The organism is Salinivibrio sharmensis, from assembly GCF_001995985.1.
Taxonomy (GTDB): domain Bacteria; phylum Pseudomonadota; class Gammaproteobacteria; order Enterobacterales; family Vibrionaceae; genus Salinivibrio; species Salinivibrio sharmensis.
In genome coordinates this window covers 21,272-36,700 of the sequence record NZ_MUFC01000003.1, presented here as the reverse complement: position 1 = coordinate 36,700, position 15,429 = coordinate 21,272, and the positions used below count along the sequence as shown (strand labels likewise).

Genomic DNA, 15,429 nt, shown 5'->3' with positions numbered 1-15,429 from the left:
AACGTGACGAGCGGGGCGGTGCGAGTGGGATAAAAAACGGCCTCCAATATGGAGGCCGCGAGTATTGGAAGTGTTGTACTTATAGTTTGTCCGTGAGCTTGACTGCATCACCAATATAATTGGCGGGTGTCATTTGCTTGAGACGCGCTTTCTCGTGCTCAGGCAAATCAAGGCTATCAACAAAGGTACGCATCCCTTCGCCATCAACCCGTTTGCCACGTGTTAGCTCTTTGAGCTTCTCGTAGGGCTTTTCTATCCCATAACGACGCATCACGGTTTGAATAGGCTCGGCAAGGACTTCCCAGTTCTGATCCAATTCCGCCTCGAGCGCGGCTTGGTTGACTTCCAGCTTGCTGATCCCTTTCAGAGTCGACGCATAAGCAATCATGGTGTATCCCACACCCACACCGAGGTTACGTAACACGGTGGAGTCAGTCAGGTCACGCTGCCAGCGAGAAATCGGCAGCTTTTGCCCAAGGTGAGAGAAAATGGCATTGGCTAGGCCGAGGTTACCTTCCGAGTTTTCAAAATCAATCGGGTTAACCTTGTGCGGCATGGTCGATGAACCAATTTCACCGGCAATGGTTTTTTGCTTAAAGTGACCCAGTGCGATATAGCCCCAGATATCACGATCAAAATCGATCAAAATGGTGTTAAAACGTGCGACCGCGTCAAATAGCTCGGCAATATAGTCATGCGGCTCGATTTGAGTGGTGTACGGATTCCAGTCGATACCTAATGAGGTCACAAAGGCTTCGCTGTAGGCATGCCAATCGATCTCTGGGTACGCGGACAAGTGCGCGTTGTAGTTGCCCACTGCGCCGTTGATTTTACCCAGGATCTCACTGCTTTTAACCTGCTTGATTTGGCGCGCCATGCGGTACGCCACGTTTGCCATCTCTTTACCCATGGTCGATGGAGATGCAGGCTGGCCGTGAGTGCGTGAAAGCATGGGTACGTCGCGGAACTGCTGAGACAGATCTTGAACAGCGTCGGCCAGGCGCTGCATTTCTGGCACAATCACGGTGTCACGTGCTTCTTTGAGCATCAGTGCATGCGATAGATTATTAATGTCTTCAGAGGTGCAGGCAAAGTGAATGAATTCACTGACCGCGTTGAGTTCAGCGTTGTCGGCAATCTTTTCTTTTAGAAAATATTCAACCGCTTTGACATCATGATTGGTGGTGCGCTCAATCTCTTTAATACGCGCGGCGTCTTGCTCATCAAACTCAGCAGCAATGCGGTCGAGTTGGGCGTTGGCGTCATCGCTAAAAACGGGCACTTCAGCAATGCTGTCTGTGGCTGCCAGTTTTTGCAGCCAACGGATTTCCACGATGGTGCGGTATTTAAGCAATCCAAATTCACTAAAAATCGATCGCAACGCAATCGTTTTCGTACCGTATCGGCCATCGACCGGTGAAACAGCAGTCAGCGCTGACAGTTCCATTTTTTGTCTCCTGAGTTCAATCTGATTAGCTTCGGGCTAGAATGAGTTTGGCCTGCTCAACCATTTGTTTGCGACCAAAGATAAGGTGCCGGCGCTTGCCGCCTACTTGACGCCATAGGACAGCACTGCGGATACCGGAAAGCAAGATGGCACGCACGCGATGTTGTACGCCAGTTTGCTGTAAATGTTGTGGGTCACCAGACACTTGAATGCGCGGCCCAAGAGGGCTGATCACGTCGAGATAAATGCTGGCAAGATTGCTGATCATTTGCTCATCAAGCAAATCAAAATGGCTTACTTGACGCTCAATCGTTTCAATGCGATCGCCCAGTTGTGCCATGGCATCACGGCGGCTAGACAGTTTACGCTCCAGCGCCAACAAATTAATCAGGTAGCGCATGGTTTCGCTACCATTGCGGCTATTATCGAGTTGGCCAATGAGGGTTTCTAAACCAACGTGAAGGCCTGACTCACCGCCACCGGTGACATTCCCCACTTCTCCGCGAAATACGTCTAAGGTAGAAGAGGGGTTGGTGATGATAATGCTGCTCAGGCTCGTATTTAATGCGTCTTGGTCACAATACCCATTGCGAGATACGTCTTGCACCAATTTTGCTGCCTGACAAATGCTGGCAAACGCCAGGGTGCGATCATAAATCGTCTCTGCCACTGATCACGGCTCCTTAAATACGTTGCTCGATAATGCCACCGCCTAGGCAGACATCGCCATCGTAAAAGACAGCAGATTGCCCCGGCGTTACCGCAATTTGCGGCTCGTCGAAGATAACTTTCACTGTATCATCATCAACGGGCGTGATAGTACACGATATATCGTGTTGACGGTATCGGGTTTTTACCGTGCAACGGCGGGTCTCAGTCACAATCTCGCGATCGACCCAGTGTAATTGCGCCGCGATTAGCCCTTCAGAATAGAGCCGAGGATGATCATGGCCTTGACCGACGAGCAGTACATTACGCGCGACGTCTTTATCGACCACATACCAAGGTGCTTCGCTACCGTTGCCGCCTTTAAGACCACCAATGCCTAGACCTTTACGTTGACCCAAAGTGTGGTACATCAACCCTTGGTGCTCACCAATCACGTCGCCCTCAGTGGTTTCGATAGGGCCGGGCTGCGCAGGTAAATACTGCGACAAAAAGTCAGTGAACTTACGCTCGCCGATAAAACAAATGCCGGTTGAATCTTTTTTCTTCGCCGTCACCAAACCTTGCTCTTCAGCAATTTGGCGTACCTGCGGTTTTTCTAAATCGCCTACAGGGAACAAGCTGCGCGCCACCTGAGCGTGGCTGAGCGTGTACAAGAAATAGCTTTGATCTTTATTGTTGTCCAAGCCGCGCAGCATTTGCGCTTTTTCGCCGTTTTCAGGGAAGGTGCGACGGACATAATGTCCCATGGCAATATAATCGGCATCCAGCACTTCGTCGGCAAACTCGAGAAACGCCTTAAATTTGATTTCTTTGTTGCAAAGAATATCAGGATTGGGCGTGCGACCCGCTTTGTATTCGGTTAGAAAGTGCTCGAAGACATTGTCCCAGTACTCAGCGGCAAAGTTAATGGTGTGTAGCTCGATGCCAAGCTTGTCACACACATCTTGCGCATCGGCCAAGTCTTCTGCAGCAGAGCAGTACTCTTCGTTGTCATCCTCTTCCCAGTTTTTCATAAACAGGCCTTCTACCTGATAACCCTGTTGTTTCAACAAGTAGGCAGAAACGGAGGAATCAACACCGCCGGACATTCCGACAATCACTTTTTTGCTGCTGTTATCTGACATGGTGATCACAAATGCTGCTATCAATAAACGGATGCTGAGTTTAACAGAATCAAATCGCCGGATACAGATGTGATAGGGCTCACATGTTAGCCGTTATCCAAAGTGAGTAGATGGGCGCGTGGCCTGCGATCGGCCTCCCACCTTTGTCACGTTACTATTTGGTGGATGTTAGCTTCTGTGATTGGATGCTGCGCAAAGACCCTCCGCGCCATGGATGGCGCGGCGGAGCCTCCAGGGATGGATTTACGGCGTGTCTATGTGTGGCGTCCAATCTTAGCGCGGTGACGACAATTGCTGTGGAAGCTTGGCTTTATCGAGCCTTCTTAAACGGTGCGCGCTTGGACGAGCGAGTGCGCCCACGTGGTGCTTTCCCTTTTGCGCCTTTGGGTTTAGGGGTGAATTGCTCAAAGCCTTTCGGGGGAGCGACCTCACGCCATTGGCCCGGTTGCAAATCATCCAGCTGCCATGGGCCGAGTTGGGCGCGAATCAAGCGCAGCGTCGGGTGGCCGATATGCGCGGTCATGCGTCGTACTTGCCGGTTTCGCCCTTCTAGCAGCACCACTTTTAACCAGGTGGTGGGAATGTTAGCGCGATAGCGCACCGGAGGGTGGCGCTCCCATACGGCGGGCGGCGCTATTCTGGTGACTTCGGCGGGGAGCGTAAGGCCATCTTTCAGTTCGACACCGTCACAGAGCGCTTGAATCGCCTCATCGCTAGGCTCGCCCTCCACTTGTACCCAATAGGTTTTGGGCGACTTGGATGAAGGCTGGGTGAGTCTGGCTTGTAAAGCGCCATTATTGGTGAGCACCAGTAACCCCTCGCTGTCTTTGTCGAGCCGACCGGCTGGGTACACGTCTTTCACCGATACGATGTCGGCCAATGTACTGTCGCCTGGCTCGCCACTGAACTGGGTCAACATGTTATAAGGTTTGTTAACAAGTATCACTTTGGTGGTGAGCGCGGCCGCTCGGGGTGTCTTTCCACCAGTGGCCGATTGAGCTTGGGTGTTTGAAACAGCCTTTGACGCTGGCTGGGGGCGGGCTTTATATGGCATGAGGGCTGTCAAATAGATTAAACGGCAAATGAGACTTCCGTATTATACACGTAATAATCTGTTTGGCGTGTTGTATGAATTCGAGTATCCTCGACTCGCATCTTACACAAAGATAACAAATGGACGCTAGGAGATTAAAATGGAAAGTAAAGTAGTTGTACCGGCGGAAGGTCAGAAGATCACACTCGACGGCACAAAACTGGTAGTCCCTAACCACCCTGTGATCCCTTACATTGAAGGGGATGGCATCGGGATGGATGTTAGCCCTGCAATGATCAAAGTTGTTGATGCAGCTGTTGCTAAAGCCTACAACGGTGAGCGTAAGATTTCATGGATGGAAATCTACACCGGTGAGAAGTCCACCAAGGTATATGGTGACGATCAGTGGCTGCCAGCTGAAACCCTCGACTTTATCCGCGAATATAAAGTGGCGATCAAAGGCCCTCTGACGACCCCAGTTGGCGGTGGTATTCGCTCATTGAACGTGGCACTTCGTCAAGAGCTCGACCTTTATATCTGTGCGCGTCCTGTTCGCTACTTCACTGGCGTTCCTAGCCCACTGAAAAAGCCAGAAGACACGGATATGGTGATCTTCCGTGAAAACTCAGAAGACATCTATGCGGGTGTTGAGTTTAAAGCAGGCACCGCCGAAGCGGATAAAGTGATTAAGTTCCTGCGTGAAGAAATGGGTGCCAACAAAATCCGTTTCCCTGAGCAGTGTGGTGTAGGCATTAAGCCAATCTCAGAAGAAGGCACCAAGCGTCTGGTTCGCGCCGCTATTGAGTACACCATCGATAACGACCGTGACTCACTGACTATCGTCCACAAAGGTAACATCATGAAGTTTACCGAAGGGGCGTTTAAAGACTGGGCGTATGAAGTGGCCAAAGAAGAATTTGGTGCTGAGTTGCTGGACGGCGGTCCTTGGATGACGATGAAGAATCCAAAAACCGGCAAACAGATCACTATCAAAGACTCCATCGCAGATGCGTTCTTGCAGCAAATCCTGTTGCGTCCAGCGGAATATGATGTGATTGCCACCATGAACTTGAACGGTGATTATGTTTCTGATGCGCTTGCCGCGCAGGTTGGTGGTATCGGTATCGCCCCAGGTGCCAACATTGGTGACGGCGTGGCGCTGTTTGAAGCCACTCACGGCACGGCGCCGAAATACGCTGGCCAAGACAAGGTGAACCCTGGCTCACTCATTCTGTCGGCAGAAATGATGCTGCGCCATATGGGCTGGTTTGAAGCGGCTGACTTGGTGATCAAGTCAATGGAAAAAACCATCGCCAACAAGACAGTCACTTATGACTTTGAACGTTTAATGGAAGGCGCGAGCCTGCGTAAGTGTTCTGAGTTTGCTGACGAGATGGTCAAGCAGATGTGATCACTGCCTCTCAGTGAGAAACGAAACCCGGCTCAGTTGCCGGGTTTTTTTATGGATATGCTCCAGCTAGTCTTCGATATCTTCCCACGACAACGCGGTGCCTTTGGTTAACGCGCTTCGCTGTTAGCCTTGGTGGCGAGAGGCGAGGACTTCGGTCACTTGATGGAGGCTAAGCTCTTGGTCTTGCAGCAATACCAACAGGTGATAAAGCAAGTCGGCGCTTTCGTTTAATAGCTCAGCTTTATCGCCTGCCGTGGCAGCGAGGGCGACTTCGACGCCTTCTTCCCCCACTTTTTGCGCGATACGCTTGGTGCCTTTGGCAAATAAGCTTGCGGTGTAAGATTCATCAGGCGCGGCGTCTTTGCGGCTGGCAAGCACTTGCTCTAGGCTCGACAAAAAGCCGGGCCCCGTGTGTGGCGGTTTATTGTCACTGTCAAAGCAGGTGGTCGTGCCGAGGTGACAGGTGGGCCCGTGAGGCGTCGCCGTGACCAATAAGGTGTCTTGATCGCAATCGAGTGCAATGTGCTCAAGGCTCAACACATGGCCGGAGCTTTCGCCTTTTACCCAAAGACGCGACTTGCTGCGCGACCAAAAGGTGATGCGGCCGGTTTCGAGCGTCGCGTTCAGTGCATCGGCATTCATGTAGCCCAGCATTAACACTTGGCCGCTATCGCTGTGTTGGATAATCGCAGGCACCAAGCCGGCGTTTTTCTCCCAATCGATACGTTCTACCCACGCTGCCGTCATACTCTTACCTCGATCCCTTGTTGTTTTAATGTTTGTTTTAATTCGCTTATCGCGATGATTTGCTTGTGAAACACCGAGGCGGCCAGCGCGCCATCGACATTCGCTTGTAAAAAGGCGTCGGCGAAATGCGAAATTTCCCCCGCACCGCCGGAGGCGATCAGGGGCACCTGACAGTGCTCTCTCACCATGTTGAGTTGGGTTAAGTCATAGCCTTGGCGCACGCCATCGCGGTTCATCATATTGAGTACGATTTCGCCCGCGCCTCGCTGTTGGACTTCCTCAACCCAGGCAGCGGTTTGCCAAGGCGTGGCCTGAGTGCGGCTTTCATCGCCGGTAAATTGATAGACTTGATATTGCCCGGTCGCTTCATCGAAGAAAGAATCAATCCCGACCACCACGCACTGCACGCCAAACTTATTGGCCAGCCGAGTGATCAAACTTGGGTCGGCCAAGGCGGGTGAGTTAATCGATATTTTATCCGCGCCGAATTCCAAGATTTGTTGGGCATCGGCTTCGGATTTAATTCCACCGGCGACGCAAAACGGGATATCAATTACTTCCGCGACGCGACTGACCCAGCTTTTATCGACCACCCGGCTGTCACTAGATGCGGTGATGTCATAAAACACCAGCTCGTCAGCGCCTTCTTCAGCGTATCGTTTGGCGAGCGGGACGATATCGCCGATGATTTCGTGATTGCGAAATTGCACGCCTTTGACCACTTGTCCGTCGCGGACGTCCAAACAAGGAATTATCCGTTTTGCCAGCATGTGATCGCCTCCTCTGCGCTAAAGTTGCCTTCCAGTAGGGCGCGGCCGACGATCACGCCTGCGACGCCAGTATCGCGTAAGGCGCGAATGTCTTCGAGACTGCCAATGCCGCCTGACGATTGAAACGCAATGCTCGGATAGCGCTGACACAAGTCGCGGTAAAGCGCCACATTACTGCCTTGTAAGGTGCCATCGCGGGAAATGTCGGTGCATAGCACATGCTTGAGCCCGACGGACAGATAATCGTCGAGGAGCGCTTCAATGGTGACGCCGGAGTCTTGTTGCCAGCCGGACACCGCCACGCGTCGCGTCCCGTCGCTGTCGATATGAATGTCGAGGGCCAATACAATGCGGTCAGGGCCGTAGGTTTGCATCCAGCCTTTAACCAAATCGGGGGATTTAACCGCGGTGGAGCCGATCACTACGCGCTGCGCACCGGTGTTCAGCAGCTCAATCACGTCCATTTCGGTGCGCACACCACCGCCAATTTGGATGTTGGCAGGCGTTGATTGCAAAATCTCGGTGATTAAATCGACCTGACGCGCAGTCGGATCTTTGGCACCGGTTAAATCCACGAGGTGCAGCCAATCTGCCCCCGCTTGATGGTAACGTGCAAACTGCTCACGCGGGTCAAAACTGTAGTCGGTTTTTTGCTGATAATCCCCTTGATAAAGGCGCACCACTTGGCCGTCTATCAAGTCGAGTGCTGGTATAATCATCCTTGCTTACATCTCCAAAAAATTCTGAATCAAACGCGCGCCCACTTTGCCCGAACGCTCGGGGTGAAACTGAACCCCGAAGTAGTTACCTTGATTGATGGCTGCACTGAACGCATGGCCATAATGACATTGTGCCAAGGTATAATCGCCGACCGGCATCGCGTAACTGTGGACAAAGTAAAAGTGGCTACCCGCGGCAATGCCATCGAATAAGGGATGGTCATTGACGGTGGCAACCCGGTTCCAACCCATATGAGGCAGAGGCTGCCCTGCGGTATCCATCAGCTTGTTGGGGGCGGGGATGTGGCCGAGGCACTCTACCGGACTGTCGCCTTCATCCGAGTAAGTGCCTAGCATTTGCATGCCAAGACAAATCCCCAGCAGCGGTTGCTCCACTTGCTTAACCAAATCTACCAAGCCACGCTCGGTGAGGTTTTTCATCGCCTCGCTGGCCGTGCCGACGCCGGGCAAAAAGAGCTTATCTGCCCCTAGCACCACGTCCGGATCGCGGCTTAGTGTGGCTTGATACCCGAGACGCTCGACAGCAAAGCGCACTGAGGCCACATTGGCGCAGCCGGTATCGATAATGACAGTCTGTTTGCGCATTACAGCACTCCTTTACTGCTTGGCAAGGCATCGCCCTCGACCTTGATGGCTTGACGTAAAGTGCGGCCAAAGGCTTTAAATAAACTTTCCACCAAGTGGTGGGTGTTTTCGCCCGACACCGTCAGGTGCAGAGTACAGGCCAAGGTGTCGGTCAATGAGCGGAAGAAGTGTCCCACCATCTCGGTCGACATATCGCCCACTTGTGGCTGCGGGAAGCTGGCCTCAAATTTCAAATAGGGGCGTCCGGATAAATCCAATGCACATTGCGCCAAGCACTCATCCATCGGCAGGCTAAAGCCAAAACGGCCAATGCCGCGCTTGTCACCCAGCGCCCGTTTGAGTGCGTCTCCTAATGCGAGGGCGGTATCTTCAATGGTGTGGTGGTCGTCGATGTGCAAATCGCCTTTAACGCGAACGTTGAGCTGAAAACCGCCGTGGGTGGCAATTTGATCCAACATGTGGTCAAAAAAGCCCAGTCCGGTTTCAATGCGACTGCCGCCACTCTTATCCAGGTTAACATCCACCTGAATGTCGGTTTCTTTGGTGGTGCGGGTGACGCTGGCCAGTCGCGGCTGCTGGGTGAGACGCTCGACAATCTGAGGCCAGCCCATCACGTCACGTTGGTATTTGATGCCTTGTAGCGCCATATTGTTCGCTAAGGTGATATCGGTGTCGCGATCGCCAATCACCGCCGATTGGGCGAAATCAATTCGGCCTTGCTGTAGATAGTCTTTCACCAAGCCTAGTTTGGGTTTGCGACAGCTACAGTCATCGCTATCAAAGTGCGGGCAAATTAGTACGTCTTCAAAATGGATCCCTTGTGAGCGAAACAGGGCCATCATCATGTTGTGTGGCGCATCAAAGTCCGCTTGCGGGAAGCTCTCGGTTCCCAGACCATCTTGATTGCTCACCATCACCAAGGTGTAACCCGCCGCTTGCAGGCTCAGCAACGCGGGGATCACGTGCGGCTCAAGGGCCAATTTATCCAGACGATCTACTTGATAATCTTCAGGCGGCTCCACAATTAAGGTGCCATCACGGTCAATAAATAAAATCTTGTCTTTCACAGTGGTTGTCCTTATTCACTGAGTTGCTGGCGGATAAAGGCCAGCACTTTTTCACATTCGTCACGATTACCAATGCTGATGCGCAAGCTGTTGGCAACGGCGGTCTGACGCACAATCATGCCGGCACGCCCTAAACGTGCGAACACCGCGTCGGCGTCATCTAGCGTGATGAGCAGATAATTGCCAAAACCTGGATGCACCTCAACGCCCGGCAGCATACTGAGACCGGCTTGCAAATAGGCACGGTTGGCGGTCAAATCCAAAACCTGATATTTCATCCGTGCCAAACCGGCTTCGGAGAGTGCTTGCTCGGCAATGTCTGCCACAGGGACCGGCACGGGGTAAGGCGGGATCACCTTGAGCATCAAGTTAATAATAGCGGGGCTTGCGAGGGTAAAGCCGCAACGCAGTCCCGCCAGAGCGAACGCTTTTGATAGGGTGCGCAAAATGGCCAGATTCTCAAAGCGTGCGAGTAAATCGGTGCAGGTCGCTTCTGGACTAAATTCAATATAGGCTTCATCCAACACCACAATCGCACGATCTTGAGTGCGGGTGAGTAGCGTTTCTATGTCGTCGCGGTTAATCAGATTGCCGGTCGGATTATTGGGGCTACACACGAAGATAAGCTTGATGTTGGCGTCTGCCTCCAAGGCGCTATCAATCCCTGCCATGTCCAGCTGCCAGTCGGCGGTGAGCGGCACTTGGGTGGTGGCGATCCCTTGGTTTTCCGCACTGACTGCATACATGCCATAGGTAGGCGGGCAAATCAGCACGCTATCTTGGTTTGGCTCACAAAACGCACGCAGCAACAAATCAATCCCTTCATCGGCGCCACGAGTGGTGATGACGTGGTTCGTTGCTACGCCGGCATAATCCGCATAGGCATTAATCAATGCATCGGGCTGACAGCTGGAGTAGCGATTGAGTCCTTGGCCGCTTACGGTGTAAGCATTGTCAAAGGGTGACTCGTTGGCATTGAGCCAGACATCCCCGCTACCGCCGATACGGCGGGCTGACTGATAGGGAGTAAGCGCTTGTACTTGCTCTCGGGCGAGTTTTTCGATGCTCATGCTAACGAGTCCTCTGAGGCTTGAGTTTGTTGTAGCTTAGTCAGACGAATCTCGACCGCTTGGCGGTGTGCATCCAAGCCTTCTGCTTCGGCAATACGCATCACTGTCGGGCCCAGTGTTTGTAACCCAGTGTCGCTAAGCTCTTGCACTGTCATGCGTTTGGTAAAGTCGGCCAGCCCAAGGCTGCTGTAGGTGCGCGTATAGCCATAAGTGGGGAGCACGTGATTGGTGCCAGAGGCGTAATCACCCACAGACTCGGGCGAGTATGCCCCCAAGAAAATCGAGCCAGCGTTATCCAACAGGGGCAATAAATCTCTTGGCTGTTGAGTTTGTACAATCAAGTGCTCCGGCCCATAACGGTTAGAAATCGACACGCACTGAGTGAGAGTATCGGCAATAATAATCACACTGCTACCCAGCGCTTGTTTGGCAATCTCCGCGCGGCTGAGCGTGGTTAATTGCTGCTGCACTGCATCCGCCACTTTCTCTGCCATTTCTGGCGCGGGGGTCACCAGCACCACTTGCGAGTCGGGGCCGTGCTCCGCTTGACTGAGTAAATCGGCGGCAACAAAGTCTGGATCTGCGCCAGCATCAGCAATCACTAACACTTCCGAGGGGCCAGCAGGCATATCCATGGCCGCACCATTGGCGGCCAGGCTCACTTGACGTTTGGCTTCGGTGACATAGGCATTACCCGGGCCAAAAATTTTATCCACTTTGGTCACGCTTTGAGTGCCAAAGGCCATTGCCGCCACCGCCTGTGCGCCGCCAAGGGTATAAATCTCATCAATCTCGCACAGTTTGGCACAGTATAAAATCTCATCGGCCACCGGCGGTGGGGTACACAGCACCACTTTGCGGCAGCCGGCAATTTGTGCGGGCACGCCCAACATCAAGACGGTAGAAGGCAAGGGCGCGCTGCCGCCGGGAATATACAGCCCCACGCGGTTAATCGGGCGGGTAATGGATTCGCACACCACCCCTGGCATGGTTTCGACTTTCAACGGCTGCGCTTTTTGCGCACGGTGAAAGGTGCTGATGTTATCGTAGGCTTGGCGTAGGGATAGCTTGATATCTTCATCCAAGCGCGCTTCAGCGTCGGCCAAGGTTGCTTTGTCGAGTTTGATGCTATCCAGTTCGACACCATCAAACTTTTGGGTCAATGCCTTTAAGCTCTCATCTCCCCGCTCTCGGACATCGGCGATAATATCGGCGACGCTCGCTTGGGTTTGGGCGCCGGTTGTGATTGCAGGGCGGCGCATTAAGCCTTCTTTTTGTGACTCTCCGAGTGATTTCCAGACCACAGTACGCATGACTATTTACTCCATCATCTTTTCAATCGGCAGGACCAAAATTGAGCTTGCGCCCAACTGCTTCAATTTTTCCATGGTTTCCCAGAACAGATTCTCGGTGCTCACAAGGTGCACAGCGACACGGCTCTTCTCATGTGCCAAGGGTAAAATGGTGGGATCTTCCGCGCCAGGAAGTAGCTCGACCACTTGCTCTAAGGTTTCGCTGGGCGCGTGGAGCATGATGTATTTGGATTCTTTGGCTTGGATGACCCCTTGCATGCGGGTGAGCAGGCGCTCAATCAATGCGGTTTTCTCTTCACTGAAGCTGCCTTCACGCTGAATTAATACCGCTTTGGAGCGAAAAATCACTTCGGCTTCTTTCAAGCCATTGGCTTCTAAGGTGGCACCCGTTGAGACGAGGTCACAAATCGCATCAGCGAGTCCTGCTCGTGGCGCGACTTCGACGGAGCCATTGAGCATACAGGTGCTAAAACTCACACCTTGTTTATCCATGTAGGCTTTGAGGATGTTGGGGTAGGTGGTGGCAATGCGTTGGTTGGCCAGATCTTGTGGGCCGTTATAGCTTTGGTCTTTATCGAGGGCGATAGAGAGACGGCAGCCGCCAAAGTCGAGGCGGCGCAGCAGCTGGTACTGGCTGGGCTCGCCCAGCTTGATGCGCTCAAGGCGAACTTCTTCTAACTCGTTTTCGCCAATCACCCCTAAATCAACTACGCCGTCCATGATAAGGCCCGGGATATCATCGTCACGGACCAGTAGCAGATCGATGGGCATGTTTTCGGCGTGAACCACTAAACGCTCACCGGTGTAATTGATTTTTACCCCGCAGCGTTTGAGTAACTCTTGGCACTCCTTGGCGAGACGGCCCTTTTTTTGGATGGCGATACGTAAGCGTTGTGTTTGCATGTGTGCTTCCTTGTCTAAAAATGAAAAGCTAAAAAAGAAAAAACCCTCGGAAGACGGTGCTCCCGAGGGTCTGAATCTGTTAGCTGGCTAATGACCGACGGAAGCGCTTTTTACTCGTCTTCCAGTCGAAACCATTCCTCCCGAAAGACTAGTCAGGATGATGGTGGTGATGCATTGTCATTAGCGCTGAAGTCATTTGTGTCGTCCGTCGTTACGTAGAACTTTATTTAACTGCTTTTGACATTATCAAAATCAGCTTAGATTGCAACCAATGATCCGGTATTTTTTCCATGCGTTTTTGTCTGTGGTGGCGACAGCCTAGCGGCTGGGCGGTGAACTTATACGTAAATATCTAATTCACCGTCTTTTTTTCTTTTGTTTTCCTCATGCTCTGTCTGAGCGTGATGTTGAGGATCATTGGGGTCATCTAAGCGACGCTGCTTGCGCTCCTCAATATGAGCTTGTTTTCGAATCGCCCATACTTTGGTCGGTGGCGCATGCGGTGTGCGATAAACGGGACTGAGATTGCCGAGCCAATTCATGATTCATCCTCCTCTGGTCTTACTAACAGTATCGACCAAGGAAAAGAATTCTTGATTGTTTTTTAACCAGATCTTGGTCAGAGGGCGACAGCGACTAGCCGCAACACTTTTTAAATTTACGACCGCTGCCACATGGGCAAGGATCATTGCGCCCCGCTTTTAAATGGCCGGGGAAGACTCCGTCGATATATCGCCATTGAAACTGTCCATCGATCGTTTCTTTGACAAAACGAGAGCGCTCGTGGAGGCACTGAGGCTCACCGTCGGCAATAAAGTGGGCTTTGAAGGTCACAAAGCCAAGTTCACCTTGCTGCAACACCTCGCTATCGAGCACCTCGAGTGACTGCCATTGATGTTGGGTCATGGTGGCAATGTCTTCACGAAACGATTCGGCGCCACATTCACTGTGGTAGGTCGCAACAATAAAATCTACCAAGCCTTTGGGATGTGCGCTGTAGCGAGCGCGCATCAATTGCTCAGGGTGAGACGCGTTGGCGGGGTTTTGATGAATGGGTTCGCAGCAGTCTTGATAGGGTTTATGGCTGCAACAAGGGCATAAATCAGTCTGCATAAAGATCTCTTAACGATGAGCTGAACAGCTTATTAGTTGATGAAATCGCGGCTTTGTAAGTCACACCCTTGGGCACTACACATTAAGACAGAACCGTGATCATACCAGTCGCCTAACACAATCCGTTGGTACGCGGTGCCGTGTTGGTGCCACTGATGAATATGAGGGCGGTGAGTATGGCCGTGAATCATGTTAACCACTCCCGCTTTATCCAACTGGTGCTGCACTTCTTGTGGCGTGACATCCATGATGGTTGACGACTTTTGCTGGTTGGCATTGGCACTGCCTGCGCGCATTTTGGCCGCAATCTTACGGCGCCATCTTAGCGGCAAACACAAAAAGAGTCGCTGCAACCAAGGCTGGTGGACTTTGCGTCGAAACGCCTGATAGTCAACATCCTCTAAACACAAGGTATCCCCGTGCAAGATAAGGGTAGGGGTGCCATATAAATCGATGCACTCAAGCTCGTTTAACAGCGTCACGCCGGTTTCTTTGGCAAAGCGTTGACCAATCAAAAAATCGCGATTGCCATGAATGAAATACACTGGCACGCCGCGCTCTGTCACTGCAGAAAAGGCGGCTTTGATTTGTTGGTGGAACGGGCTGTTGTCGTCATCGCCAATCCATACCTCAAATAAATCTCCCAACACATAAAGTGCGTCGGCGTTTATCGCCTCTTTGTGCATAAAACGCTCAAAGCAGTCAGTAATGTCTGGCCGTGTTGGGCTTAAGTGTAAATCCGCAATGAAGAGGGTATGAGACATGCGTTGGCTTTATCAGTAATACAAATGGGCCGCTATTAAAAAGAAAGGGTAGCCTTGGCTACCCTTGCTCGATAGTGTCATCTTAGTCTTCAATAGTCACGCTATTGATCAACACTTCTTCGACCGGCACGTCCTGGTGAACATAACCCCAGTTACCTGTGGCAACGCCTTTGATCTTGTTGACCACATCCATTCCTTCAACCACTTCGGCAAACACACAGTAGCCCCAGCCATCTGGCGTCTTAGCTTTGTGATCCAAGAACAGGTTGTCATTGACGTTGATAAAGAATTGCGAGCTTGCTGAGTGCGGTTCCATGGTACGCGCCATCGACAAGCGGCCTGTCAGGTTGCTTAAACCGTTGTCCGCTTCGTTTTTAATCGGCGCACGCGTTGCTTTTTCTTCCATGCCAGAGGCCATGCCACCGCCTTGGACCATAAAGCCGTCAATCACGCGGTGGAACAGGGTTCCGTTATAAAAGCCGTCACGGCAGTATTGTAAAAAGTTCTCGACCGTAGCCGGTGCTTCGTCTGCAAACATGCGAAGTTTGATGTCACCGAACGTGGTATGAAGAGTCACCATGATGTAATCCTGTCATTGGCTTGGCTAAAAAGGATCACAGATTTTAGCCGAAAGTATTCGCTGATCAAGCAAAGATCCCCTGGATGTGGAATT

General features: G+C 52.0%; 16 protein-coding genes, 1 pseudogene and 1 other annotated feature. Of the genes and pseudogenes, 1 reads left to right on the top strand and 16 read right to left on the bottom strand.

Annotation, left to right across the window (positions count from 1 at the left end; genetic code table 11):
• Positions 1-79: 79 nt before the first annotated feature.
• The 4 genes and pseudogenes from purB to BZG74_RS03690 form a co-directional block, all read right to left on the bottom strand.
• Positions 80-1,447: an adenylosuccinate lyase gene (purB, locus tag BZG74_RS03705; protein WP_077771401.1), complete on the bottom strand. Its 1,368-nt coding sequence runs from the start codon at positions 1,445-1,447 to the stop codon at positions 80-82.
• A 25-nt stretch (positions 1,448-1,472) separates the two neighbouring features.
• Positions 1,473-2,117, bottom strand: coding sequence for a high frequency lysogenization protein HflD (hflD, locus tag BZG74_RS03700; protein ID WP_046075327.1), 645 nt, complete (start codon positions 2,115-2,117; stop codon positions 1,473-1,475).
• A gap of 13 nt (positions 2,118-2,130) precedes the next feature.
• Entirely contained in the window at positions 2,131-3,240 is a 1,110-nt protein-coding gene (mnmA, locus tag BZG74_RS03695; protein ID WP_077771590.1) for a tRNA 2-thiouridine(34) synthase MnmA, read from the bottom strand.
• A gap of 415 nt (positions 3,241-3,655) precedes the next feature.
• A pseudogene (locus BZG74_RS03690) lies at positions 3,656-4,294 on the bottom strand (pseudouridine synthase); the annotation flags it as partial.
• Positions 4,295-4,433: 139 nt separating this feature from the next.
• Here BZG74_RS03690 and icd point away from each other — a divergent pair.
• Positions 4,434-5,684, top strand: coding sequence for an NADP-dependent isocitrate dehydrogenase (icd, locus tag BZG74_RS03685; RefSeq protein ID WP_077638817.1), 1,251 nt, complete (start codon positions 4,434-4,436; stop codon positions 5,682-5,684).
• A 123-nt stretch (positions 5,685-5,807) separates the two neighbouring features.
• Here the strand turns inward: icd and hisIE are convergent, their stop codons facing one another.
• The 12 genes from hisIE to BZG74_RS03625 all read right to left on the bottom strand — a co-directional run bounded on the left by hisIE (position 5,808) and on the right by BZG74_RS03625 (position 15,336).
• Positions 5,808-6,431, bottom strand: coding sequence for a bifunctional phosphoribosyl-AMP cyclohydrolase/phosphoribosyl-ATP diphosphatase HisIE (gene hisIE, locus BZG74_RS03680; protein WP_077771399.1), 624 nt, complete (start codon positions 6,429-6,431; stop codon positions 5,808-5,810).
• Positions 6,428-7,201: an imidazole glycerol phosphate synthase subunit HisF gene (gene hisF, locus BZG74_RS03675; RefSeq protein WP_077771398.1), complete on the bottom strand. Its 774-nt coding sequence runs from the start codon at positions 7,199-7,201 to the stop codon at positions 6,428-6,430. The genes hisIE and hisF overlap by 4 nt, the downstream gene beginning before the upstream one ends.
• Entirely contained in the window at positions 7,183-7,920 is a 738-nt protein-coding gene (gene hisA / locus BZG74_RS03670) for a 1-(5-phosphoribosyl)-5-[(5-phosphoribosylamino)methylideneamino]imidazole-4-carboxamide isomerase (RefSeq protein WP_077771397.1), read from the bottom strand. The genes hisF and hisA overlap by 19 nt, the downstream gene beginning before the upstream one ends.
• 6 nt (positions 7,921-7,926) lie before the next feature.
• Complete coding sequence (gene hisH / locus BZG74_RS03665; RefSeq protein WP_077771396.1) at positions 7,927-8,526, bottom strand: imidazole glycerol phosphate synthase subunit HisH; 600 nt, start codon at positions 8,524-8,526, stop codon at positions 7,927-7,929.
• Entirely contained in the window at positions 8,526-9,593 is a 1,068-nt protein-coding gene (gene hisB / locus BZG74_RS03660) for a bifunctional histidinol-phosphatase/imidazoleglycerol-phosphate dehydratase HisB (RefSeq protein WP_077771395.1), read from the bottom strand. Before hisB ends, hisH begins: the two co-directional genes overlap by 1 nt.
• An 11-nt stretch (positions 9,594-9,604) precedes the next feature.
• On the bottom strand, positions 9,605-10,657 hold the full coding sequence (hisC, locus tag BZG74_RS03655; RefSeq protein WP_101494657.1) for a histidinol-phosphate transaminase: 1,053 nt from the start codon (positions 10,655-10,657) through the stop codon (positions 9,605-9,607).
• A 2-nt stretch (positions 10,658-10,659) separates the two neighbouring features.
• Complete coding sequence (gene hisD, locus BZG74_RS03650; RefSeq protein WP_077771393.1) at positions 10,660-11,976, bottom strand: histidinol dehydrogenase; 1,317 nt, start codon at positions 11,974-11,976, stop codon at positions 10,660-10,662.
• Positions 11,977-11,982: 6 nt separating this feature from the next.
• Positions 11,983-12,879: an ATP phosphoribosyltransferase gene (hisG, locus tag BZG74_RS03645; RefSeq protein WP_069361215.1), complete on the bottom strand. Its 897-nt coding sequence runs from the start codon at positions 12,877-12,879 to the stop codon at positions 11,983-11,985.
• Positions 12,880-12,913: 34 nt separating this feature from the next.
• Positions 12,914-13,052 (bottom strand) — a sequence feature (His leader region).
• Positions 13,053-13,217: 165 nt separating this feature from the next.
• Positions 13,218-13,421 (bottom strand): hypothetical protein, encoded by a 204-nt coding sequence (locus tag BZG74_RS03640; protein WP_077771392.1) that lies wholly within the window; start codon positions 13,419-13,421, stop codon positions 13,218-13,220.
• 94 nt (positions 13,422-13,515) lie between these two features.
• Complete coding sequence (locus BZG74_RS03635) at positions 13,516-13,992, bottom strand: YchJ family metal-binding protein (RefSeq protein WP_077771391.1); 477 nt, start codon at positions 13,990-13,992, stop codon at positions 13,516-13,518.
• A gap of 32 nt (positions 13,993-14,024) precedes the next feature.
• Complete coding sequence (gene lpxH, locus BZG74_RS03630; RefSeq protein WP_077771390.1) at positions 14,025-14,756, bottom strand: UDP-2,3-diacylglucosamine diphosphatase; 732 nt, start codon at positions 14,754-14,756, stop codon at positions 14,025-14,027.
• Positions 14,757-14,838: 82 nt separating this feature from the next.
• Positions 14,839-15,336 (bottom strand): peptidylprolyl isomerase, encoded by a 498-nt coding sequence (locus BZG74_RS03625; protein WP_069361219.1) that lies wholly within the window; start codon positions 15,334-15,336, stop codon positions 14,839-14,841.
• Between the last annotated feature and the right edge of the window lie 93 nt (positions 15,337-15,429).